Source organism: Aliiroseovarius sp. S2029, assembly GCF_023195575.1.
GTDB classification, from domain to species: Bacteria; Pseudomonadota; Alphaproteobacteria; order Rhodobacterales; family Rhodobacteraceae; genus Aliiroseovarius; species Aliiroseovarius zhejiangensis.
In genome coordinates this window covers 613,786-635,184 of the sequence record NZ_JALPQE010000001.1, presented here as the reverse complement: position 1 = coordinate 635,184, position 21,399 = coordinate 613,786, and the positions used below count along the sequence as shown (strand labels likewise).

General features: G+C 60.5%; 24 protein-coding genes and 1 tRNA gene. 14 read left to right on the top strand and 11 right to left on the bottom strand.

From position 1 onward, the window contains the following. Window positions 1–149: 149 nt before the first annotated feature. From MUY21_RS03195 to glmM, 4 genes are all read left to right on the top strand, one after another. Window positions 150–800: a cell wall hydrolase gene (locus MUY21_RS03195; protein WP_248408927.1), complete on the top strand. Its 651-nt coding sequence runs from the start codon at window positions 150–152 to the stop codon at window positions 798–800. 92 nt (window positions 801–892) lie between these two features. Then, a complete protein-coding gene (locus tag MUY21_RS03190; protein WP_248408926.1) occupies window positions 893–1,777 on the top strand; it encodes a dihydroneopterin aldolase in 885 nt (294 codons plus the stop codon). Further along, window positions 1,774–2,790 (top strand): dihydropteroate synthase, encoded by a 1,017-nt coding sequence (gene folP, locus MUY21_RS03185; protein ID WP_248408925.1) that lies wholly within the window; start codon window positions 1,774–1,776, stop codon window positions 2,788–2,790. Before MUY21_RS03190 ends, folP begins: the two co-directional genes overlap by 4 nt. Further along, window positions 2,783–4,135: a phosphoglucosamine mutase gene (glmM, locus tag MUY21_RS03180; RefSeq protein ID WP_248408924.1), complete on the top strand. Its 1,353-nt coding sequence runs from the start codon at window positions 2,783–2,785 to the stop codon at window positions 4,133–4,135. Before folP ends, glmM begins: the two co-directional genes overlap by 8 nt. On the opposite strand, the gene MUY21_RS03175 is transcribed toward glmM, so the two are convergent. Next, on the bottom strand, window positions 4,124–5,041 hold the full coding sequence (locus MUY21_RS03175; protein WP_248408923.1) for a DMT family transporter: 918 nt from the start codon (window positions 5,039–5,041) through the stop codon (window positions 4,124–4,126). The two genes, glmM and MUY21_RS03175, sit on opposite strands and share 12 nt — an antisense overlap. Window positions 5,042–5,119: 78 nt before the next feature. Here MUY21_RS03175 and MUY21_RS03170 point away from each other — a divergent pair, with 78 nt between their 5' ends. Continuing rightward, on the top strand, window positions 5,120–5,434 hold the full coding sequence (locus MUY21_RS03170) for a metalloregulator ArsR/SmtB family transcription factor (protein ID WP_248408922.1): 315 nt from the start codon (window positions 5,120–5,122) through the stop codon (window positions 5,432–5,434). Continuing rightward, a complete protein-coding gene (locus MUY21_RS03165) occupies window positions 5,427–5,882 on the top strand; it encodes an SRPBCC domain-containing protein (protein WP_191286398.1) in 456 nt (151 codons plus the stop codon). The genes MUY21_RS03170 and MUY21_RS03165 overlap by 8 nt, the downstream gene beginning before the upstream one ends. Window positions 5,883–5,935: 53 nt before the next feature. Here MUY21_RS03165 and ilvC read toward each other — a convergent pair whose 3' ends face one another. Beyond that, window positions 5,936–6,958 (bottom strand): ketol-acid reductoisomerase, encoded by a 1,023-nt coding sequence (ilvC, locus tag MUY21_RS03160; RefSeq protein ID WP_191286655.1) that lies wholly within the window; start codon window positions 6,956–6,958, stop codon window positions 5,936–5,938. Between the two features lie 136 nt (window positions 6,959–7,094). Here ilvC and MUY21_RS03155 point away from each other — a divergent pair, with 136 nt between their 5' ends. The 3 genes from MUY21_RS03155 (at window position 7,095) to MUY21_RS03145 (ending at window position 9,197) form a co-directional block, all read left to right on the top strand. Further along, window positions 7,095–7,550 carry an Lrp/AsnC family transcriptional regulator gene (locus tag MUY21_RS03155; RefSeq protein ID WP_191286397.1) on the top strand — a complete coding sequence of 152 codons (456 nt, stop codon included), beginning with the start codon at window positions 7,095–7,097 and terminating at the stop codon, window positions 7,548–7,550. Then, entirely contained in the window at window positions 7,547–8,002 is a 456-nt protein-coding gene (locus MUY21_RS03150) for an Lrp/AsnC family transcriptional regulator (protein WP_248408921.1), read from the top strand. The genes MUY21_RS03155 and MUY21_RS03150 overlap by 4 nt, the downstream gene beginning before the upstream one ends. A gap of 67 nt (window positions 8,003–8,069) precedes the next feature. Further along, the gene (locus MUY21_RS03145; protein ID WP_248408920.1) at window positions 8,070–9,197 is read left to right on the top strand and encodes an aminotransferase class V-fold PLP-dependent enzyme; all 1,128 of its coding nucleotides are present in this window, start codon (window positions 8,070–8,072) and stop codon (window positions 9,195–9,197) included. Window positions 9,198–9,214: 17 nt separating this feature from the next. Here the strand turns inward: MUY21_RS03145 and MUY21_RS03140 are convergent, their stop codons facing one another. From MUY21_RS03140 to MUY21_RS03130, 3 genes are all read right to left on the bottom strand, one after another. Then, entirely contained in the window at window positions 9,215–9,415 is a 201-nt protein-coding gene (locus tag MUY21_RS03140; protein WP_191286394.1) for a hypothetical protein, read from the bottom strand. Window positions 9,416–9,513: 98 nt separating this feature from the next. Further along, the gene (locus MUY21_RS03135; RefSeq protein WP_348984572.1) at window positions 9,514–10,719 is read right to left on the bottom strand and encodes an FAD-dependent monooxygenase; all 1,206 of its coding nucleotides are present in this window, start codon (window positions 10,717–10,719) and stop codon (window positions 9,514–9,516) included. 3 nt (window positions 10,720–10,722) lie between these two features. After that, window positions 10,723–11,397 (bottom strand): pyrimidine 5'-nucleotidase, encoded by a 675-nt coding sequence (locus tag MUY21_RS03130; protein ID WP_248408919.1) that lies wholly within the window; start codon window positions 11,395–11,397, stop codon window positions 10,723–10,725. Between the two features lie 154 nt (window positions 11,398–11,551). On the opposite strand from MUY21_RS03130, the gene MUY21_RS03125 reads away from it, so the two are divergent. Then, window positions 11,552–12,196: a GntR family transcriptional regulator gene (locus MUY21_RS03125; RefSeq protein WP_248408918.1), complete on the top strand. Its 645-nt coding sequence runs from the start codon at window positions 11,552–11,554 to the stop codon at window positions 12,194–12,196. On the opposite strand, the gene MUY21_RS03120 is transcribed toward MUY21_RS03125, so the two are convergent. Both MUY21_RS03120 and carA read right to left on the bottom strand, forming a co-directional pair. Next, window positions 12,168–14,114, bottom strand: coding sequence for a glycosyltransferase family 2 protein (locus MUY21_RS03120; protein WP_248408917.1), 1,947 nt, complete (start codon window positions 14,112–14,114; stop codon window positions 12,168–12,170). The genes MUY21_RS03125 and MUY21_RS03120 overlap by 29 nt on opposite strands. A 107-nt stretch (window positions 14,115–14,221) precedes the next feature. Beyond that, on the bottom strand, window positions 14,222–15,394 hold the full coding sequence (gene carA / locus MUY21_RS03115) for a glutamine-hydrolyzing carbamoyl-phosphate synthase small subunit (RefSeq protein ID WP_248408916.1): 1,173 nt from the start codon (window positions 15,392–15,394) through the stop codon (window positions 14,222–14,224). A gap of 195 nt (window positions 15,395–15,589) precedes the next feature. Between carA and MUY21_RS03110 the strand changes: the two genes are divergently transcribed. Next, window positions 15,590–16,048 carry a GatB/YqeY domain-containing protein gene (locus tag MUY21_RS03110; protein WP_248408915.1) on the top strand — a complete coding sequence of 153 codons (459 nt, stop codon included), beginning with the start codon at window positions 15,590–15,592 and terminating at the stop codon, window positions 16,046–16,048. An 81-nt stretch (window positions 16,049–16,129) separates the two neighbouring features. Then, window positions 16,130–16,636 (top strand): GNAT family N-acetyltransferase, encoded by a 507-nt coding sequence (locus MUY21_RS03105; RefSeq protein WP_248408914.1) that lies wholly within the window; start codon window positions 16,130–16,132, stop codon window positions 16,634–16,636. A gap of 27 nt (window positions 16,637–16,663) precedes the next feature. Here the strand turns inward: MUY21_RS03105 and MUY21_RS03100 are convergent, their stop codons facing one another. Continuing rightward, window positions 16,664–17,167 (bottom strand): DUF2244 domain-containing protein, encoded by a 504-nt coding sequence (locus tag MUY21_RS03100; protein ID WP_248408913.1) that lies wholly within the window; start codon window positions 17,165–17,167, stop codon window positions 16,664–16,666. 173 nt (window positions 17,168–17,340) lie between these two features. On the opposite strand from MUY21_RS03100, the gene MUY21_RS03095 reads away from it, so the two are divergent. Then, window positions 17,341–17,700 (top strand): hypothetical protein, encoded by a 360-nt coding sequence (locus tag MUY21_RS03095; RefSeq protein ID WP_248408912.1) that lies wholly within the window; start codon window positions 17,341–17,343, stop codon window positions 17,698–17,700. Between the two features lie 74 nt (window positions 17,701–17,774). Here the strand turns inward: MUY21_RS03095 and MUY21_RS03090 are convergent, their stop codons facing one another. The 3 genes from MUY21_RS03090 to lipB form a co-directional block, all read right to left on the bottom strand. Continuing rightward, entirely contained in the window at window positions 17,775–19,448 is a 1,674-nt protein-coding gene (locus tag MUY21_RS03090; RefSeq protein WP_248408911.1) for a cytochrome c oxidase subunit 1, read from the bottom strand. A 191-nt stretch (window positions 19,449–19,639) separates the two neighbouring features. Continuing rightward, the gene (locus tag MUY21_RS03085) at window positions 19,640–20,131 is read right to left on the bottom strand and encodes a cytochrome C (protein ID WP_191286384.1); all 492 of its coding nucleotides are present in this window, start codon (window positions 20,129–20,131) and stop codon (window positions 19,640–19,642) included. Window positions 20,132–20,251: 120 nt separating this feature from the next. After that, a complete protein-coding gene (gene lipB, locus MUY21_RS03080) occupies window positions 20,252–20,938 on the bottom strand; it encodes a lipoyl(octanoyl) transferase LipB (protein WP_248409181.1) in 687 nt (228 codons plus the stop codon). Window positions 20,939–21,076: 138 nt separating this feature from the next. On the opposite strand from lipB, the gene MUY21_RS03075 reads away from it, so the two are divergent. After that, window positions 21,077–21,163: transfer RNA gene (locus MUY21_RS03075), tRNA-Leu, on the top strand. The last annotated feature ends 236 nt before the right edge of the window (window positions 21,164–21,399 follow it).

The following is a 21,399-nucleotide window of genomic DNA, read 5'->3' as shown; positions in this document are numbered from 1 at the left end:
GAAAGATTTTTAGCGAGGGTCTGGCGCCGCTCGCGCCGCTTGCCCGAACCGTTCGCGTTCTGTGACATCCTGTCTGACTGGACCAAAGCCGCTTTTTTCGCTACCCAGACGCCCTGAAATCAAACGTATCCGGTGTGGGGGGATGACGAATGTTCCAGCTTCTTCAGAAGGTGGCGCTGGGCTTTTGCCTTGCTGCGGCGCCAATGACCCTGTCGACCGTTGCCGTTGCCGAGGGCACCACAAATCCGTTCGGCGCGCTTTTGCTGCATGACCGCACGGCCCTTGGGGCGATGAACGACGACCGTATTGCGGCGCTCAGTGCCTTGCCGACACCACGAAAGGCAAACGCCGCGAACGAGGTTCTGGCGACGAAATATTCGTCCAAATGGTTGGCGACATTGCCCAAGCCCCGTCAGGATGCCGAATGGCAATGCCTGACCGAAGCCTTGTATTTCGAGGCGCGTGGCGAAACGATCAAGGGTCAGTTCGCGGTGGCCGAGGTCATTATGAACCGGGTCGAACATCCACGCTATCCCAATACCGTATGCGGTGTGATCCATCAGGGCACGGGCCGCAAATATGCCTGTCAGTTCACCTTCACCTGCGACGGGCGGCCCGAGGTGATCAATGAACCCGCCGCGTTTGCCCGGCTGGGCAAGGTGGCCCATGCGATCCTGGACGGCATCGACCGGACGTTGACCTCGGGCGCCACACATTACCACACCACGGCTGTCAAGCCGCGTTGGGCCGGGCGTCTGACCCGAACCGCCAGCATCGGGGTGCATCGGTTCTATCGCTAGATTGGCGGCGCAGGCTGGGGATTGCGTCGTTTTGCGCTGGCAATCGGGGCCTTAAAAAGGGCAATGTGACCGCATCTTGGATGAGGGTCACGATGACAGACGACACCAGTGCCGCCTTTGGACCATTGGAGCAGCGCGCCATGGCAGCGCAGAGCAATGCGGTGACGCCAGATCGCATATCGGTGCGCGATCATGTGGTCGAGGTCGAAATCGGGGCGTTTCAATCCGAACGTGACACAACCCAGCGGCTCAGCTTCAGTGTGGTGGTCGAGGTCGCCCCGAGCGATGGAGCGCAGACTGACGATGTCGATGACATCCTGTCCTATGACGCGATCACCGAAGCAATCACGGCCGAGCTTGCGGCGGAACGTCTGAACCTGCTTGAAACTTTGGCAGAACGAATTGCCGAACGGATATTGGCAGAACCACAACCACTTCGCGTTTTCGTTCGGATCGAAAAACTGGATCGCGGCCCCGGCAAGCTTGGGGTTGAGATCATGCGCGTTCGTGACAATCCGTCCATGCAGCGCGACACTGGAACGGCCCCCGACTTGCAGGTTTTCTTGCTTGGAAACGACGCCTTCACGGACCCCCAGCTTCCCCGATTTCTGGACCGGCTCGACAGCGATCCTCGCGCCTTCGTGCTGTGTGTCGGGCCGGCACACATACGTTGCCCGCAAGCGGCCAATGCGGAGGCGCAGCGTCATATCGACCTGTTGGAAATCGAACAAAACGCCTGGCGGCTGTCGGCCATCGACCCGCGTTGTGTCGTTGTGGGCACACGGACCGAGTTGGATTGGGGCATGAAAAACAACCAGATCAGCGTTTGGGCACCATCGAAGCTGGTGCTGGATGCGGTGGACGGACCGGGTGACAGTGACCCGCAGATTCTGGCCCGGTGGTTGGCCGAGGGTTTGGGGGCGCAGGGTTTTGCTGTCGTGGGGCAGGGCGCGTGTGTTCTGAAGGATCTGCCGTGACCGCGCGCCTGCAAGCCATCGCGCGCATCGGTGCGCCTTATACTGGGCCGTCACTGGCCGGGTCGGCGGATGTGTGGTGCGATATGGTGCTGTCACGTCGCCGGGACGAACCGGTCGCGCAGGTTGCCCTTGCCGATTGCGCCGAACCGGACCGCGCGCGGTTGACCGCGCCTCGACCGTCCCTCTGTGGCGTGTCGCTGGACCGGCCCCGCATCATGGGCGTTCTGAACGTGACGCCGGACAGTTTCTCGGACGGGGGCGACCATGCCACGTTGGCGACGGCCGTCACTCGTGCCCGACAGATGGCAAACGAGGCTGATATTCTCGATATCGGTGGGGAAAGCACGCGCCCCGGCGCATCCGAGGTGCCGATAGATGAAGAAATCCGCCGCACCGCCCGCGCGATCGCCGCGATCCGTGAGGCCGGGATCACCACGCCAATCTCGATCGACACGCGCAAAGCCCGTGTGGCCGAGGCCGCGCTGGATGCCGGAGCGGATATGGTCAATGACGTGGCGGCCTTTGCCTTTGATCCGGAACTGGCTGATCTGGTTGCAGAACGCGATGTGCCGGTCTGCCTGATGCATGCGCAAGGGCAACCTGAGACAATGCAGGACGACCCACGCTATGACGATGTGCTGTTTGAGGTGATGGATTTTCTTGAAGATCGCATCGCCTTTGCCCAAAGCCGGGGCATCGTGCGTGAGCGGATTGTGACCGACCCGGGCATCGGGTTTGGTAAAACTCTGGAACACAATGTGACTTTGCTCAGAAACTTGTCGCTGTTACATGATCTGGGTCTGCCGATCCTGTTGGGCGTGTCGCGCAAGCGGTTCATCGGTTCCATCGGGCAGGCCGCAGATGCAAAAGATCGAATGGCCGGATCGCTGGCGGTCGCCTTGCACGGCATTCAACACGGGGCACAGATCCTGCGGGTCCATGACACCTACGAGACCCGGCAGGCCATTCGCCTGCAACAGGCAATGATGGAAAGAGAGCAGAGCAGTGGTTGAGAAGCTATTCGGAACCGACGGGGTGCGCGGATTGGCCAATACCTGGCCAATGACCGCAGATATGGCGTTGAAACTGGGCGCGGCGGCGGGTCGGCATTTTCGCCGTGACGGATCGAACGGCCACCGCGTGGTGATCGGCAAGGACACCCGCTTGTCAGGCTATATGCTGGAAAACGCGCTGACGGCTGGGCTGACCTCGACCGGCATGAATGTGCTGTTGCTTGGCCCGGTACCGACCCCGGCGGTCGGGCGGCTGACTCATTCGATGCGCGCTGATCTGGGGATCATGATCTCGGCCTCGCACAACCCGTTCCATGACAACGGGATCAAGTTTTTCGGCCCTGATGGGTTCAAACTGTCCGATGAGGACGAAGCCGAGATCGAGCGTCTGGTCCATGTGGGTGTGGACCCGGTGCAGCCGCAGAATATCGGCCGCGCCAAGCGGATCGACGAAGGGCGTATGCGCTATACCGAGTATTTGAAAACCACCTTCCCCGAGAACAAGCGCCTGACCGGCATCAAGGTCGTGATCGACTGCGCCAACGGGGCGGCCTATCGCACCGCGCCCGAAACCCTGTGGGAACTGGGGGCCGAGATCGTGCCGGTCGGCGTTTCGCCAGACGGCACCAACATCAATAAAGGCTGCGGGTCGACCGACACCGCGCTGGCCGCGCGCACCGTTGTCGAAACCGGCGCGAATCTGGGCATCTGTCTGGATGGGGACGCCGACCGGATCATGATCATCGACGAGAAGGGTCAGGTGGCAGACGGTGATCAGATCATGGGTCTGTTCGCCAGTCACTGGGCGAACGAGGGTCGCCTGAAGGGCGGCAAACTGGTGGCGACGGTGATGTCGAATCTTGGGCTGGAACGGTTCATGGCGGCACAGGGTTTGGAGCTTTTGCGCACCAAGGTCGGCGACCGCCACGTGGTCGAGGCGATGCGCGCGGGCGGCTATAACCTTGGGGGTGAGCAGTCGGGCCATATCGTGATGACCGACTTTGCCACGACCGGCGACGGGCTGCTGGCGGGGATCCAGTTTCTGGCCTGCATGATCGAAACCGGCAAGCCTGCGTCCGAGCTGTGCAAGGTGTTCGACACCGTGCCGCAGCTTCTGAAAAACGTGCGCTATTCCGCCGGGCAAACGCCGCTTGAATCCGACAGCGTGAAAGCCGTCATTTCCGAGGCCGAAACCAAGCTGAACGGGCAGGGGCGGTTGCTGATCCGCAAATCGGGCACTGAACCCTTGATCCGGGTCATGGCCGAATGCGAGGATGATGCGCTGCTGATGCAGGTTGTGGACGACATCGTGGCCGAGGTTGAAACGGTCGCATCAGCGGGCTGAGGCTCGGCCACCGCGCAGCATCTTGCTCAGACTGACCCACTGGCTGATGGCCAGCCCCGTCAGGATCATCGCCAAGGCAATAAAGAACCGCAGCGGCAGGGCTTCAGACAAGACCCAGGCGCCGAACACCATCGACCAGATAGGCACCTGGTAGTTGACCAGTGTCATGAACACCGATCCGGCGCTTCGGATGATCGACACCCGCAGCAAGGTGGCAAGTGCGGTCGGGACCAGACCCAAAACGATGATCGCCCACCCGGATCTGGGCCCGGCCCAGCCCGGAACACCTTCCGTGATCAGCATGATCGGCAGCAGCGTGACAGACCCCACGACCAGCGTCAGCGCCGCAAGCGTGACCGGATCGACCGGCGGGCAGCGCCGCGTGAAAACCGAAGCGACCGAATAACACAGGGCCGCGGCAATACAGGCCAGTTGCGCCAGCGGCTCGGCCCCCCGGCCAAGCTGCGCCAGCCCCGGACCGATCAGCATCAAGGCGCCGCTGAAACCCAGCGACACACCAATGAACTTGCGCAGGTTCAACGGCTCGTCCGAAAAGAAATGCGCCAGCGGCAGAACCATCAGGGGAATGGCCGCCATCGACAGCCCGGCAAAGGCCGAGGGCACATATTGCTGGCCCCAGCTCAGCAGGACAAAGGGCAATGCCGTCGACAAAAGCCCGATCAGCGCGATATAGGCCCAAAGCCTGCCGTCGGGGCGGGGCAGGCTGCGCCCAGATGCGGCCATGACGCACAAAAGCGCCACGGCTCCCAGCGTGGTGCGTGCGGTGGCGACGGTCACCGGGCCATAACCCTCAAGTGCGATAGACACGACCATGAAGGTCGCGCCCCAGATCAGGCCCAGAGATATGACACCGCCCCAGTCGCGGGATGTTGGAGTGTCAGTCATCCTGCCGGAATATCCCGACAGGCAGCACGTGTCATCCGCGATTATTGCTTTTTGGTAAGTCATGGATTACGGTAAGTAATGACTTACCAAGAATCACTTTCAGCACTGGCTGATCCGACCCGGCGCAGGATTTTCGAGACGATTGCCCAATCACCGCAGCCGGTCGGTGCCTTGGCGAAGACTCTGCCGATCAGCCGTCCTGCGGTCTCGCAACATCTGAAGGTTCTGTCCGATGCCGGGCTTGTCCTGTGCCGGGTGGAAGGCACGCGCCATATCTATGCAGCGCGCCCGGACGGGCTTGCGCAGTTGCGGGCGTGGCTGGATCGCTATTGGGACAAAGTCATGGATGGATTTGCTGATGAAATCAACGGAGGCAACGGTTTAGATGACTGATCCTATTGTGAAAACAGTGACGGTGGCCTGCGACCCTGATCACGCATTCGATGTATTCGTGAACCGCACAACATCATGGTGGCCTCTGGGGCTGCACGCGGTGTCGGCGGGGCAGGGCAAGGCGGCACTGGCCGTCACCATCGAACCGCATGTCGGTGGTGCGGTCTATGAGACGATGTTTGATGGCAGCCGCAGCGATTGGGGAAAAGTGTTGGAGTTTGAGGCTGGACGCAAGTTCGCCATGACATGGCATCCCGGCAACACCGCGGACGCGCCGACGCGGGTCGATGTGGAATTTGAAGGGCTGGATGACGGCACAACCCGCGTGACACTGACCCATTCCGGGTGGGAGATCTGGGGGGACGATGCCGACACCCGTCGCGGCAGCTATGATGGTGGGTGGGACAGAGTGCTCGGCACCTGCTATGCAGGAGCTTTCGCAGAGTGAGCGACGAAAAAGGGCGGCCGCTTGGACCGCCCTTTCGGTGACTGTCGCCAGTCTTAGTTCTTTTCCTGATCGACCAGTTTGCCTGCCGAAATCCACGGCATCATGTCACGCAGCTTCTTGCCGACGACTTCGATCTGGTGTTCGTCATTGTGGCGGCGCGAGGCTTTGATCGTCGGCTGACCCACGGCGTTTTCCAGCATGAAATCACGCACGAATTTGCCCGATTGGATGTCTGCCAGCGTCTCTTTCATCGCCTTCTTGGTCGCCTCATAGGGCAGGATGCGCGGGCCGGTGACGTATTGACCGTATTCCGCCGTGTTCGAGATCGAGTAATCCATGTTGGCAATCCCGCCTTCATAGATCAGATCCACGATAAGTTTGGTTTCGTGCAGACACTCGAAATACGCCATTTCCGGCGCGTAGCCTGCTTCGACCAGCGTTTCAAAACCGCAGCGGATCAGTTCGACGATGCCGCCGCACAGAACGGCTTGTTCACCGAACAGATCGGTTTCGCATTCCTCGCGGAAGTTCGTCTCGATGATGCCCGAACGCCCGCCACCGATGGCCGAGCAATAGGACAGGCCGATTTCCAGTGCCTTGCCGGTCGCGTCGGTGTCCACGGCAACAAGGCAGGGCACGCCGCCGCCTTTTTGATATTCGCCGCGCACGGTGTGGCCGGGGCCTTTGGGGGCCATCATGATAACGTCCACGCCTTCTTTCGGCTCGATCAGGCCGAAATGCACGTTCAATCCGTGGGCGAACGCAATCGCGGCGCCGGGCTTGATGTTGTCATGCACGTATTTCTTGTAGGTCTCGGCTTGCAGTTCGTCGGGCATGGTGAACATGATCAGGTCACACCAGGCCGCCGCTTCGGCGATGCCCATGACCTCAAGCCCTTCGGACTGCGCCTTCTTGGCGGATTTCGACCCTTCGCGCAGGGCGACGACAACATTCTTTGCACCCGAATCGCGCAGGTTCAGCGCGTGGGCGTGGCCTTGGCTGCCATAACCCAGAATGGCTACTTTTTTGTCCTTGATCAGGTTGATGTCGCAATCGCGATCGTAATAGACGCGCATGTTCGGCGCTCCTTCCATATGGTTGTTCTGAAGGGCATCATAGGGCGATCCCCTGTGTTGGCGAGATGGAACGCGACGGTTTAGACGGCTATATTGATTGTTTTAATTCACGAATTGCAGTGATAATGACAAAATCATGCTTGATGACACGGACAGACGCATCCTGAGACAAATGCAGGCGGACCCGTCCTTGGCCTTGCCGGATCTGGCGGACCTGACGGGCATCTCCTCCGCGCGCCTGTCGCGCCGCATTGAACGCTTGCGAGACCAGAACATCCTGCGCGGCCCGCGCGCCGTCATCAACTGGCGGGCGCTGGGCTACACGGTCGAAGTCAGCCTGCGCATCACACTGGACAAGACCCAGCCCCGGGCTTTCGATGATTTCATCGCGGCGGCGCGAGAGATACGCGAGGTGATCGAGATTCAGACCTTCCTTGGCCGCGTTGACCTGCGCCTGTCCGTCATCGCCCGCGATATGGCGCATTATCAGGCGATCTATCGCGACCAATTGCTGTCACTTCCCCATATCGCGGATATCGAGGCATTGATGCATGTTGCCCGCATCAAATCGGACGAGGCTTTGCCGCTGTGATCGAACTGGACGAAATCGACCGCGCCCTGCTGCGCGCCCTGTCGCAAGATGCCACGAGGTCGGCCGGGGCGTTGGGGCGGGACGTTGGACTAAGCCAACCCGCGACATGGCGGCGGATTAAGCGGCTGACCGACAACGGTGTCATTGCCGGGCGGCGGCTGGATCTGGATCGCGAGGCGCTGGGCTTTGGTGTGGCCGTCTTTCTGGGCGTCAAGCTTGCCACCAAAGGACGGGTCAGCCTTGAGGATTTCGAACGCGCCGTGTCCGCCATTCCCGAGGTGCAGACCGTAGAACACGTGCTGGGCATGTATGATTATCGCCTGCGCGTGGTGGCCCGGGACATTGCCGATTTCGAACGCGTGCTCAGGCGCCGGATCATGACGTTGCCGGGCGTGGGGGATGTGGAAGCGAACGTCCTTTTGTCCGAGGAACGACGTCCCGGCCCGATTTGACGCCTTCCAAACCGATCTGATTTGAGTCACGGTGAGTGCGATCTAGATCCTTGAAGCGGAGCCTGCAATGAAAGCCCTTTTGCCTGACATCGACCCGGACGGAATGCTTGAGTTTTCGGTCGTGTTCACCGACCGGTCGCTCAACCACATGTCCAAAGCGTTCCAAGGCGTCATGAACGACATCTCGGCCACGTTGAAAGAGGTGTACAACGCCGACGCCGTCGCGGTCGTGCCCGGTGGCGGCACCTATGCGATGGAAGCAGTCGCCCGCCAGTTTGCCAACGGCAAGCGGGTGATGGTCATACGTAACGGTTTTTTCTCCTTCCGTTGGTCCCAGATTTTCGAGATGGGATCGATCCCGTCCGACGAAACCGTGATGAAGGCCCGTCGCGTCGGCAACACCCCTGACGCCCCCTTCGCACCTGCCCCGATTGACGAAGTTGTCGCCCGCATCAAGGATGAGCGCCCCGACGTGGTTTTCGCACCGCATGTGGAAACCGCCAGCGGCATGATCCTGCCGGATGACTACCTGAAAGCCGTGGCAGATGCCGTGCATGCCGTGGGTGGCATCTTCGTGTTGGACTGCATCGCGTCGGGCTGTGCCTGGGTTGATATGAAGGCGACCGGGGTCGATGTTCTGATCTCGGCCCCGCAAAAGGGGTGGTCGGCGCAGCCCTCTGCCGGGCTGGTGATGATGAACGAGACCGCGCGCGATCTGGCGAAGGCGTCCACGTCGACCTCGTTCGCGGTCGATCTGGGCAAGTGGCTGGCGATCATGGAAGCGTATGAGGGCGGCGGTCACGCCTATCACGCCACCATGCCCACCGACGCTCTGCGCGCCTTCCGTGATACCATGCTGGAAACCAAGGCCTACGGTTTCGAAAAACTTGAACAGGCACAATGGGAACAAGGCCGCCGGGTGCGCGCATTGCTGGCGTCAAAAGGTGTGAAATCGGTGGCAGCCGAGGGGTTCACCGCCCCCGGTGTCGTCGTGTCCTACACATCCGATCCAGACATCAAGGCGGGCAAACCCTTTGCCGCGGAAGGCGTGCAGATCGCCGCGGGCGTGCCCCTGATGTGCGACGAGGGTGACGATTACTCCAGCTTCCGGCTGGGTCTGTTCGGGCTCGACAAGCTGTACGATGTGGATGCCAGCGTCGCCCGCCTGGACGAGGTGCTGTCAAAAGTCCTGTGACACCAGATGCGCGGGCGTCAGCCCTTGCCGCCCGCCATCAGGACCAGAAGCACATAGATCACCGGAACCGTGGCAACCGCGACCAGACCGACCCCGGTCAGGCCCATGGTCACGAAACCCAGCACCAGTGCCAGCACAATCGCGCCGAAAATGCCGAACGTGATCTTTTCGGCGCGCGCCTCGGCGGCTTTCTGTTCGGGGGTTTGTTCGCTTGTCATTTCGATCACTCCTGTTCGCTGCGTGATAGGGGTATCCTTCACCGGTGAACCGAACGGAATGCGACATTCCGGCAGTGCGGCGGCATGCCGCAGTGCAGCTATTTCGGACCAAGCCCCGCCCGCATCACCCGTTTGCGCATGGGCGCCACGTCATGGACGGCCTTCAGCCCGATCAGACGCACCGCCTGCATGATCCCGTCGCCTGATCGGGTCACGCGGTTGAACAGGTCAATCACGCGTGCCCGCCGTGCAATGTCCCCGGCGCGTGATTGCTCATAGGCTTGCATCATTTGCGGATCGCCCAGCGTGTGCGGTGCGCCTTCGGCCAGATCCAACAGCGCGATCACATCGTTCAGCGAGGTGTTCAACCCCTGCGCCCCGATGGGCGGCAGGGCGTGCGCGGCTTCAGCAACCACGGCCACGCGACCTGCGGTCAACTGATCTGCGGTCTGGGTGATGATCGGCCAGATCGAACGGTTGCCTTGCAGATGCATCCGGCCCAGCAGACCTGTCGATCGGGCCAGCATCACCTCTTCGAACTCGGGCACTGGCATGTTCATCAGTTCCACCGCGCGCGGCCCTTTGTTCATCCACACAATCGCCGAGGCATTTTGCCCGTCAATATCCGGCAGCGGAACGATGGTGAACGGGCCACCTTCGTTATAGATCTCGGTCGAGATGTTGTCGTGCGGCAACTCATGCGTGACGGTGAAGGCCAGGGATTTCTGCCCGTACCGCGTGGTCGAAACCGAAATGCCCGCAGCTTCGCGCAATGGGGAAAACTTGCCATCCGCCGCAATCCCCATCCGCGCCCGAACGATGTCACCATTGGTCAGTGTCACGATGATCTCGCCGGTGCGCTGCACAAGCGCCCGGAATCCGGTGCCGTACAAGAGTGTTATCCGTGGTTGGTCTTGCAGATAGCCCCAGATCTCGCGCCGTACCACCCAGTTCATCAGGTTCCAGCCAAACGGCTCGTCCCCCATGTCATCCGACTGAAACACCCGGCGGTCGCGGATTTCGGGTGGCCAGCCGATCGTGTCGATCACCGCCAGTTGGTTCAGCGGCTTCGCGTGATCGGCCAGAAGCGACCAAATCCCAATCCGGTCGAACAAGCGCCTTGCGGGTTGCAGGAACGCGGTCGAGCGCAGATCGGACCTGTCGTCATCGGCGGTCACGACAGGGGTGAAGGGATCCGCCATGACAACGGTGAAACCGGCCTCGGCAAAGGCCGCGGCGGCCACCTGTCCGGCGATGCCGCCGCCCGAGATGAAGATGTCCGCACGATGCTCTGTCATGGTCATGGATCAGTCCTTGGTATCATCAGGGCAGGCGGCATCGACAAGCTGGCGCAAGAAGGTGGTCAGGTTGTCGGTGTGATGGTGTATGTGCACGGCAGGGGCGGCGGCCGGGGCCACATGCACCGTGCGCATACCCAGATCATGCGGCACTGCCAGATTGCGCGGGTCGTCTTCGAACATGGCGGCGACCTCGGGCGTCAGCCCGTCACGGGCGAACACCGCGTCAAAGGCCGCGCGGTCGGGTTTGGGGTGAAAATTTGCATGCTCGACCCCATAGATCGCGTCAAACAGCCCCGCCAGCCCCCTTGCCGCCAGCACCCGTTCGGCGTAAGGGGCCGATCCGTTGGTATAGACGATCTTGCGCCCCGGCAGCGAGCGGATGTGATCGGCCAGCGCCGGGTCAACCTCAAGATGCTCCATCGAGATGTCGTGCACATCATGCAGATAAGGCGCCGGGTCGACGCCATGTTCGCGCATCAGACCCGCCAAAGTCGTGCCATAGGTCTTCCAATAATGCTGACGCAGCCGGTCCGCCTCATGGCGGTCGACGCCCAGTTCCTGCATCACCCAGTTGGTCATGCGGATCTCGATCTGGTCGAACAGGCGCGCATGCGGCGGATACAGCGTGTTGTCCAGGTCGAAGACCCAGGCGCTGACATGAGAAAACTGATCTTTCACCATGGCGCGACGCTATCTTTCCTGACGGCGCAAGGGAAGGGGATACGCGCATTATCGGGCAGGCTGCGACAGTATGTTTGCCGGTTCGTGTTTGCTTTGACCCGACGCGCGTGGTTAGGTAACGCAACAAAATGCCCGAACCATGAACGAGGACAAGGTGGCAGACGTTAAACAGGGACAAAAGGACGCTTACGAGCTGATCCTCGAAGCGATTGATACGGGCACATACAAACCGGGCGACAGATTGGTGGAAAGCGAATTGGCCGAGCGGTTCGGCGTGTCGCGCACCCCCATCCGCGAGGCTTTGCAACGGCTTGAAACCCAGTCGCTGCTGACGCGGGACGGGCGCAGCCTGATCGTTGCCTCGCTGAGCCATAATCAACTGGCCGAGCTCTATGTGGTGCGATCGGCGCTGGAAGGTCTGGCAGCATCGCTGGCCGCCCAACACGCGACGCCCGAGGAAATCAGCGTATTACGTGAAATGGTCGACGACGACCGCAAACGCCTGTCCGATCCGGCGGCATTGTCGCGATCAAATCGTCGGTTTCACAAACAGCTGCATCTGGCGTCGCACAACCGATACCTTGTGCAGCAACTGGACCTTGTCCACCGCACGATGGCGCTTCTGGCCACCACATCCCTGGCCGCAGAAGGGCGCAGCGAAAAAGCGATTGCAGAACATGATGCGATTGTCACCGCGATCGAGGCGCGCGATCAGGCTGCGGCACAGTCCGCCCTGAAAACTCACATCTCAAAGGCGTTTGAAACGCGGATCAAGCTGGATTCACTGGCGGGGGAGTGACCCCGTCAACCCCGACCTCATCGAACTTTCCATGCTGGGTCTTGTCCCAATAAAAGGGCTTGGTCACGATCTCGATGAACCCTTTCATCGCAGCAAGGGATGCCAGCGGGTAATAGAAATGCAGGGTCGGCACCCAGAACCTGAGCCAGCGCAGCTTGGCATTGCTGACCGCCTGGATGCCCACGGTGATCGTCAGAAGCTCGGTCGCCATGAAGACCGCGCCAAGCGTGATCAGAAGCTCGCCCGGCATCACGCCGCGCAGCGGATGGGGCAGACCAAGGGGAAAGGCCCAGAAGGTCCACAGGATCGGTGCCAGAAGAAACTGCGACAGGCTGCCCAGAAACAGGATCTGGAAGCCCAGGAATTTCCACCCGCCCAGATCGCGCCACAGCCTGCGGGGATGGCGCATGTGGACGCCATAGGTCATGGCGTAACCCTTGATCCAGCGCGAGCGTTGCTTGATCCACGGCCAGACGCGGCAATTTGCTTCTTCTTCAGTCAGCGTGTCGATCAACTCGGTCCGATAACCGTGCCGGGCCAATCGAATGCCCAGATCGGCATCCTCGGTGACGTTATGCGCGTCCCACCGGTCCAGATCCTCCAGTGCCTCGCGCCGAAAAAACAGGGTGGTGCCACCTAACGGGATGGCAAAACCTGCCCGTTCCACGCCGGGCAGGACAATCCCCCACCAGGTCGCATATTCGACCGTGAAGCACCGGCTTAGCCAATTGGTGCGGGCGTTGTAAAATCCTAGCCGTCCTTGCAAACACGCAACCTCGGCCCCGCGTTCGGCAAACCGTCGCACCACTTTGTGGATCTGATCGGGGTCCGGGGCGTCTTCGGCGTCGTAGACTCCGATCACCGATCCGCGACAGAAATCCAGCGCGAAGTTCATCGCCCTCGGTTTCGTTTTCACCACGCCACGCGGCACAACGATCTGCCGCATCCATCGGGGCAGGTCTGCTTGCGCCAGGGTGTGCTGGGTGAGTTCGTCATCCTCTTCCACCACCAGACAGACATCCAGAAGCTCTTTCGGATAATCAAGCCGCGCCAGCCGTTTCACAAGACGCCCGGCGATCTCGCGCTCTTTGTAAAGCGGCACGAGGATGGACACGGTGGGCAATTTCAGAAATCCGTGCCTGGCAGAGCTTTCAAGCGCGGCAGATGACGGAGGCGGATCTGCGCGCCAGTATTGAAACGCCGCAATGCCCTTGAGCGTCGAGTTCAGAAGCAGGGTCAGCACCGCCCAGATCACCAGTGTCAGGAAGCCCGCGAAAGTTGATACGACGAACACGGCGCAAAGGCCGATCACAAGCGCCGCTGCAAAGCGCGCAACCGAACCTGCACGCCAGCCGCGACAGCTTTCTGCGTCGGAAACGCGCGTTTCTGCCTGTATCGCCAGCGATCTGTGACGCATCGACACCAACGCGTTCTGAATGTCGCCTTCCGGGGCGATCGCCAGGAAGCAACGCCCCCAGCTTGCGGGAAAGTCGCGTGACAGGCGGGCAAAGTCATCCGGGCGCGAGCAGATGACAATTGTCGCCCCGCCCACCGATTTCCACGGCACGATCCCGTTTCGGATGCAGAAGACTGGTCCCAACTGGTCGATCAGGCGCACATCCGGCGGTTCGCGATGCAGGTCTGCAATCTGACACCCGTATTGCCGCGCCAGCCCGGCATAAAGATCAGCCTCGCGCACCCAGCCCTGGGTCAGAAGAATATCGCCGAACCGCGCATCCTCTCGCGCCTGAAGCGACAGCGCCATGGCCAGGTTGTCCGGGTTGAGCGCCCCCATTTCGACAAGCACTTGGCCCAGCGGCTTGCGTGCGCGCGGCTGTGCAGGCCGGGTCGCAGGGGCCACGGCCCGCGTCGGGGAAATCGGATCGGGTTCAACAAGGCGCAGCTTGGCGGTCGGCATCTATGTGCTCTTTGGACTGTCAGACCAAAGGACCATGCCCTCCTTCTGGTTAACGACGGGTTAACCAAAGGAGGGCGCTGCATGTATTTTCAGGTGTTCTTGACGGTTCAGCCGCGACCGGCCATCGCCTGCGAAAACCGTTCAAACAGGTAATAGCTGTCCATCGGGCCTGGGCTGGCCTCGGGGTGGTATTGCACCGAGAACACCGGCCGGTCTTTCATGCGCAACCCGCAGTTCGACCCGTCAAACAGCGACACATGCGTTTCGACCACCCCATCGGGCAGGCTGGCGGTGTCCACGGCGAACCCGTGGTTCATCGAAGTGATCTCGACTTTGCCGGTTTCCTTGTCCTTCACCGGGTGGTTTGCGCCATGGTGGCCGTGATTCATCTTGATGGTTCGCGCCCCAAGCGCCAGCGCAAGCATCTGGTGCCCAAGGCAAATGCCAAAGATGGGCAGGTCGGTGGTGTCGAGGATGGTCTTGATCATCGGAACAGCATATTCCCCCGTCGCTGCAGGGTCGCCCGGCCCGTTAGACAGGAACACGCCGTCCGGGTTCAGCGCCAGAACCTCGTCCGCTGTGGCGGTCGCAGGCAGAACGGTCACATCACAACCAGCCGAGGCCAGGCAGCGCAGGATGTTCCGTTTCGCCCCGTAGTCCAGCGCGACCACCTTGTGACGGGGGTTGTCCTGCTTGGGATAACCATCAGGCCAAGCCCACCGCATCTCATCCCACTTGTAGCTTTGCGCGCAAGTGACCTCTTTGGCCAGATCCAGCCCCTCAAGCCCGGCGAAGCTGCGGGCTTCCGCGATCAAAGTCTCTATGTCGAAATTTCCGTCGGGATCGTGGGCGATGGCGACGTGGGGCGCCCCTTGATGGCGGATCGCGCGGGTCAGACGGCGGGTGTCCACGCCCCCGATACCGATCCTGCCTCTTTTTTGCAGCCAGTCGACCAGCCGCTCGCTCGCGCGCCAGTTCGACGGCTCGGTCGGATCCCATTTGACCACCATGCCCGCAGCAACCGGATCGCCGGTTTCGTCATCCTCGGGGTTCACGCCGACATTGCCGATATGCGGGAAGGTGAACGTGACGACTTGCCCCGCATAGGACGGGTCGGTCATGATTTCCTGATACCCCGTCATCGCGGTGTTGAAACACAGCTCGGCGGTGGTGGTGCCCGTCGCGCCGAACCCCTGACCATAAAATATGGTGCCATCGGCAAGGGCCAGACAGGCGGTGGGTTTTTCGGCTTGTGGGTCTTGGGCGGTGGCAGCGGACATAGGGCGACTCCCGATCGACAAATTGGCGCGAAACTAGTTGTGCAGGCCAGCCGGGTCAAGGGGCTGGGTGCCGGGTGGCCAATTTTACATATCCAATTTTTACAATAGCTTAGCCCGAAATCCGCCCGGTTGAATGCCATCGGTCTTTTCGCTAAGTTGCGAGCTTCGTAACGGTCACAGCAAATGGATGTACACATGGACATGCGTAGCCAGGTGAATGACGCCCTGAAAAAGGCCATGAAAAACAAGGACGCAGAGCGTTTGTCGACGCTTCGGTTGATCAGCGCAGCCATCAAGGATCGAGACATCGCGATGCGCGGCACGGGCGAAGAGGCCGAGGTGACGGATGCAGATGTCCTGGCGATCCTGGGCAAGATGGTGAAACAGCGCCAGGAAAGTGCTCGCGCCTATGAAGAAGGCGGGCGGCTTGAACTGGCTGAAAAGGAGCGGTCCGAGATCAAGGTGATCGAGGATTTTCTGCCGAAACAGCTGTCGGACGAGGAAACCGACGCCGCCGTCGCCGATGCGATTGCGGAAGTGGGGGCTGACAGCATCCGCGACATGGGCAAAGTAATGGGGGCTTTGAAGGCGAAGTTCACGGGCCGGATGGATTTTGGCAAAGTCGGGCCAATGGTAAAGGAAAAGCTGGGCTGACCCCGTCATTCCCCAAGGGGTGGGACTTTCGTTGCCGTTTCGTGTTCTATGGGTGGCACTCATCGGACGGAAAGGCACATCATGCTGACCATCGAACGCGCCAGATTTCCACAGGATGCCCTGACCGTCGGGTCGCTTGTCCTTGGGTATATTTCATTCCTGCTGGAACGATCACCCGAGGAACGGGACAACATCCGGAAAAAATATGACCCGGACAAGATCGACGAGCTTGTGGCAAAGTTCGAACAGATCCACGCCCGCCCGCATGGCGATTTGCTTCTGGCCTATCGGGATGGAAAACCTGTTGGCTGCGGAATGATGCGCGCTCTGGGGGAGGGTGTCGCCGAAATCCAGCGGGTATTTGTCACCGAAGAGGCGCGGGGGCTGGGTGCAGGCAAGGCGCTGACCGTGGCTTTAATGGATCAGGCGCGGAAGGACGGTCATAAGACGGCCCGCCTTGATACTGGGCGGGCGCTGGTCGAAGCATCAAGCCTCTATGAAAAGCTGGGGTTTCGGGAATGCGCACCCTATCATCAGGAAACACCCTATCTGGATCACCTGATCCGGTATTACGAACGCCCGCTTTGAACCGTGTTGCCGTTGTGGACGTGACGCTTAGCCGATTGATTTGGCCCGCAGCAACGCCTCGCTCAATTCCTCGTATAATCTGGGCCGCTCTTTTTCGGACAGGAAGGCGCCGATTTCCACCTCGCGGTTGTTGCCTTTCAGGGTGACATAGTTGGGCACCGGGCCACCGGTCTTGTGCATCTCGACCGTCACCCAATAGGTGTTTGCCTGCCATTCCTGAACCTTTCCGCCCGGGCCGTGGCGAGTCAGGGTCATGTGATCCGGCCAGATCAGCAGCTCTTCCAAGATCTCGCCATCCTTGTAGCTTTTTTCGATAAAAAACCACAACGCGCCCATGGCGCCCAGGGCAAACGGCAGCAGCCACCACAGCGTGACAGTGCCCAGCAGCGCCAGCAGCGGGATCAGCATCAGTGAGAATCCCAGCCCCATGATCCAGACGAACCCGCGGCGGGGCAGCGAACGGAAGGGCCACAGATGCAGTTCGGCCTTCGGGGCACCGGGGGCATCGGTTGGCATCCATTCATACGGCATTGGCGCGGGTTTTTTCCGTCGTTTCAGGATACCTATGAAAACCACAGGGCCGAAGGGACGCAAGCCAAAAAGCCGGAACCAGCAACGATGGCCCGGTTCCTCGCCGAGACGTGATTGGCCCACGACGCGACGGCAGGGCACACTGCCGACCTGTCTAGGCAAAGGAGTGTGCCATGCGGCATTTGTGGATCGGCCTTATCTGTGCCGCGACCCCGGCGGTCGCCCATGACGCCGAGATCATCGGTGCAACGGCAACACGTTCCGATGCAGGTTGGCATATTTCGGTCACGATTGCCCACGATGAAACCGGATGGGACGATTATGCCGATGGCTGGCGGATCGAAAATGCCGCCGGGGATACGTTGGGCACTCGCGTGCTGCACCACCCGCATGTGAACGAGCAGCCGTTCACCCGAAGCCTGTCCGGCGTGTCCCTGCCGAAGGCGGCGGAAACGATCTGGATCCGGGCACGGACCAGCGCTGAAGGGTGGGGGCATGAGCGATTTGAACTGACCCTGCCCACCGTCAAGTAGCGCACCCCTGCATCGCCTGCGTAAAAGAAAAGGCCCGAACACTTGTCCGGGCCTTTGGTGTTTCTGTGGTCCGCTTAGTGCGAATGACCTTTGTCCCACTCTTCCTGCTTGGGCAGGGTTTCGAACGTATGCTCGGGCGGCGGGCTGGGCAGGGTCCATTCCAGCGTATCCGCGTATTCGTTCCAATAGTTGTTCTCGGTCACGCGTTTGCCTTTGAACAGCGTGTAGAACACGATGCCGATGAAGAACACGAAGGACGCGAAGGACAGGAACGCACCGTAGGAGCTGATCTTGTTCCAGTAGGCGAACGCTTCCGGATAGTCGATGTAACGACGCGGCATGCCTTGACGACCCAGGAAGTGCTGCGGGAAGAAGGTCAGGTTCACACCGATGAAGAAGGTCCAGAAGTGGATCTTGCCGGCCAGTTCAGGGTACTGACGACCGGACATCTTGCCGATCCAGTAATAGATCCCGGCAAAGATACACATCACGGCACCGATCGACATCACATAGTGGAAGTGCGCCACAACATAGTAGGTGTCGTGATAGACGCGGTCGACGCCCGCTTGCGACAGCACGACGCCCGTCACACCGCCCACGGTGAACAGGAACAGGAAGCCGAAGGCGAACAGCATCGGGGTCTTGAACTCGATCGAGCCGCCCCAGAGCGTCGCGATCCACGAGAAGATCTTGACGCCCGTCGGCACCGCAATGACCATCGTGGCCAGCATGAAGTACGACTGCTGGGTCAGCGACATGCCCACGGTGTACATGTGGTGTGCCCAGACGACGAAACCGATGAAGCCAATGGCGATCAGCGCCCAGACCATCGGCATGTAGCCGAAGATCGGTTTGCGGGCGAACGTGCCGATCACGTGGCTGATCAGGCCAAAGCCGGGCAGGATCACGATATACACCTCGGGGTGGCCGAAGAACCACAGGATGTGCTGATACAGAACCGGATCGCCGCCACCGGACGGGTCAAAGAACGTCCCGCCGAAGTTGCGGTCGATCAACAGCATGGTGATCGCGCCTGCCAGAACCGGCAGCGACAGAAGGATCAGCCATGCGGTCACGAAGATCGACCAGGCAAACAGCGGCACCTTGAACAGCGTCATGCCGGGGGCACGCATGTTCAGGAAGGTGGTGATGATGTTGATCGCGCCCAGGATCGACGACGCGCCCGAAACGTGCACGGCGAAGATCGCGAGGTCCATGGAATAGCCGCCCTCGGTCGTGGACAGGGGCGGATACAAGACCCAACCAACGCCAGAGCCAAGCTGGTCATTGCCACCCGGAGCCAGCAGCGAGGCCACGCCAAGCGCAACGCCCGTGGCATACAGCCAGAACGACAGGTTGTTCATCCGGGGGAAGGACATATCCGGTGCACCGATCTGCAACGGCATGAAATAGTTGCCAAACCCGCCAAACAAGGCCGGGATGACGACAAAGAACATCATGAGGACACCGTGATAGGTGATCATAACGTTCCAAAGGTGACCGTTCGGCGTACATTCGGCCGATGCGTCAGCAATGAAACGCGCACCTTCCAGGCACATATACTGAACGCCGGGGTCCATCAGCTCCAGCCGCATATAGACGGTGAAACAGACCGAGATGAAGCCGGTCAGACCGGCCAGGAACAGATACAGGATCCCGATGTCTTTGTGGTTGGTCGACATGAACCACCGGGTAAAGAACCCGCGATCATCGTGGTGGTCATGGTCGTGGATGGCTGCGTCCGCCATGCTTCCCTCCCTTTAGGGTTAACGTGACCGGGGGGAGGCGTCACCTCACCCGGCTTTTTAACGTGTGTAATATGAGGTGGAAGCGCGGGCAATGTCGCATTGGTGCAAATGGCAAAAAAAACGCCCCGCGCCGGTGTTTACCGGGCGGGGCGCAGCGTTTCAGCACCATTTGGCGGTCGTGTCAACGCGCCTTAGTTGGTGGTGGTCGAATCGCTTTCCGTTGCTTCACCTTCAGCGGCTTCACCTTCGGCAGCTTCACCTTCGCCCGAGGCGTCCGACGAGAAGGTCGCAAGGAAGGCCACGATGTCCTCGGGCTTGCCCCACTTGAAGGTCATTTTCGACTTGGCAGCGGAATCGCCGGTCTGTTCCTTCAGGAACGCCTTGGGATCCTTGATGTATTCGATCAGGGTTTCTTCGGTCCACACCAGACCGGCTTCGCCGGCGGCCACAATCGAATCGCCGTATTTGAAATCTTCAACGGTGCCAGCCTGACGACCGACAATACCGTAAAGGTTCGGGCCGGTCTTGCCACCTTTGAACAGGGCTTCGCCGCTGTCATCGACAATCGCGTGGCAGGATTTGCATTTCTTGAAGTCTTTTTCGCCGGCGGCAACGTCGCCTTCGGCAAAAGCGGTGCCCGACAGGGCAATGATCATGGCGGCGGAAGAGAGAATCGTCTTCATATTGGTCCTCTTTTTAGGTCTGTTTCACGCGTTATGCGTCAATGTCACGCGGACCCTGCATTTTTAACAGCCCGAATGAAAGGGGGCGCGCTGTCGCAGGGCAAATTGGGGCCAGACCGGCTATTTTTCGCCGACCGGACCGAAGTTTCTATCAAAACACCGGCGCAGGGCAATGTCCACATCCTCTATCGTGACCGGCAACCCCAGATCGACAAGGCTGGTTACGCCATGCTCGGAAATTCCACAGGGCACGATGCCCGAAAAATGCTCAAGATCCGGTTCAACATTGATCGAGATGCCGTGAAAGCTGATCCACTTGCGCAGGCGCACGCCGATGGCGGCGATCTTGTCCTCGGGCGGTCGGCCGGTGGCGGTCAGGGGCTTGTCGGTGCGCACCACCCAGACACCGACGCGCCCGTCGCGACGTTCGCCGGTCACGTTAAACTCGGCAAGTGTGTCGATCACCCATTCTTCCAGCGCGTTGACGAAGGCGCGCACATCTCGTCCGCGCTTGCCGACGTCCAGCATGACATAGGCCACACGCTGTCCCGGCCCGTGATAGGTATACTGCCCGCCACGCTTTGACGGGTGCACCGGAAAACGATCGGGCGCCACCAGATCCCTGGGGTCGGCCGAGGTGCCCGCGGTGTAAAGCGGGGGATGTTCCAGCAGCCAGATCAGCTCGCCCGCCTCGCCGCGTGCCATGGCATCGGCATGGGCTTCCATGCGGGCGACAGCGGCTTCGTATTCGACCGGGCTGTCGGCGGTTTCCCAGTGGACGGGGGGCATATCAGGCGGGGCTTTCATGGGTACCATTTGGCACCCTGTCGCCCCATTGTCAAAACGCATCCCGATCCGGGTGCGGCTTTCCGGTCAGCCTGCGCTTTTTTGGACTTCACAACCCCAATGCCCTTCGCTATGAAGCGCCTCACCTAGCCCGGGCTTGCGGTCGTGGCGGAATTGGTAGACGCGCAGCGTTGAGGTCGCTGTGAGGTAACACTCGTGTGGGTTCGAGTCCCACCGACCGCACCACGTTTCCACATTTCATGGTCATTCGAGACAGCCAGTGTTCCGGCAATGTTCCGCGCTGCGTGAACCCCCGGTTCGAAGGGCGTGAATTATGCGTCAATTCGCGGGCCGCGGCATTGATTAACGCTCCGATTTGGCGAAACATGAATTCAGGTCAGGCACCGCGGCACATTTCGTCGCTTGTAAATGCCAGTTTTCTTTAGGCCTTTTCAATAACCTAATTATTTTTTTAAGACTTT

Bases quoted from the DNA above. Each gene is read 5' to 3' on its own strand.
- MUY21_RS03130 (WP_248408919.1), bottom strand. From the start codon at position 11,397: ATGGTGAAAGATCAGTTTTCTCATGTCAGCGCCTGGGTCTTCGACCTG.
- MUY21_RS03190 (WP_248408926.1), top strand. From the start codon at position 893: ATGACAGACGACACCAGTGCCGCCTTTGGACCATTGGAGCAGCGCGCC.
- MUY21_RS03170 (WP_248408922.1), top strand. From the start codon at position 5,120: ATGACTTACCAAGAATCACTTTCAGCACTGGCTGATCCGACCCGGCGC.
- MUY21_RS03140 (WP_191286394.1), bottom strand. From the start codon at position 9,415: ATGACAAGCGAACAAACCCCCGAACAGAAAGCCGCCGAGGCGCGCGCC.
- MUY21_RS03110 (WP_248408915.1), top strand. From the start codon at position 15,590: ATGGACATGCGTAGCCAGGTGAATGACGCCCTGAAAAAGGCCATGAAA.
- MUY21_RS03165 (WP_191286398.1), top strand. From the start codon at position 5,427: ATGACTGATCCTATTGTGAAAACAGTGACGGTGGCCTGCGACCCTGAT.
- MUY21_RS03145 (WP_248408920.1), top strand. From the start codon at position 8,070: ATGAAAGCCCTTTTGCCTGACATCGACCCGGACGGAATGCTTGAGTTT.
- MUY21_RS03175 (WP_248408923.1), bottom strand. From the start codon at position 5,041: ATGACTGACACTCCAACATCCCGCGACTGGGGCGGTGTCATATCTCTG.
- MUY21_RS03100 (WP_248408913.1), bottom strand. From the start codon at position 17,167: ATGCCGTATGAATGGATGCCAACCGATGCCCCCGGTGCCCCGAAGGCC.
- carA (WP_248408916.1), bottom strand. From the start codon at position 15,394: ATGTCCGCTGCCACCGCCCAAGACCCACAAGCCGAAAAACCCACCGCC.
- ilvC (WP_191286655.1), bottom strand. From the start codon at position 6,958: ATGCGCGTCTATTACGATCGCGATTGCGACATCAACCTGATCAAGGAC.
- MUY21_RS03155 (WP_191286397.1), top strand. From the start codon at position 7,095: ATGCTTGATGACACGGACAGACGCATCCTGAGACAAATGCAGGCGGAC.
- MUY21_RS03120 (WP_248408917.1), bottom strand. From the start codon at position 14,114: ATGCCGACCGCCAAGCTGCGCCTTGTTGAACCCGATCCGATTTCCCCG.
- MUY21_RS03095 (WP_248408912.1), top strand. From the start codon at position 17,341: ATGCGGCATTTGTGGATCGGCCTTATCTGTGCCGCGACCCCGGCGGTC.
- lipB (WP_248409181.1), bottom strand. From the start codon at position 20,938: ATGAAAGCCCCGCCTGATATGCCCCCCGTCCACTGGGAAACCGCCGAC.
- MUY21_RS03085 (WP_191286384.1), bottom strand. From the start codon at position 20,131: ATGAAGACGATTCTCTCTTCCGCCGCCATGATCATTGCCCTGTCGGGC.
- MUY21_RS03090 (WP_248408911.1), bottom strand. From the start codon at position 19,448: ATGGCGGACGCAGCCATCCACGACCATGACCACCACGATGATCGCGGG.
- MUY21_RS03105 (WP_248408914.1), top strand. From the start codon at position 16,130: ATGCTGACCATCGAACGCGCCAGATTTCCACAGGATGCCCTGACCGTC.
- MUY21_RS03195 (WP_248408927.1), top strand. From the start codon at position 150: ATGTTCCAGCTTCTTCAGAAGGTGGCGCTGGGCTTTTGCCTTGCTGCG.
- MUY21_RS03135 (WP_348984572.1), bottom strand. From the start codon at position 10,719: ATGACCATGACAGAGCATCGTGCGGACATCTTCATCTCGGGCGGCGGC.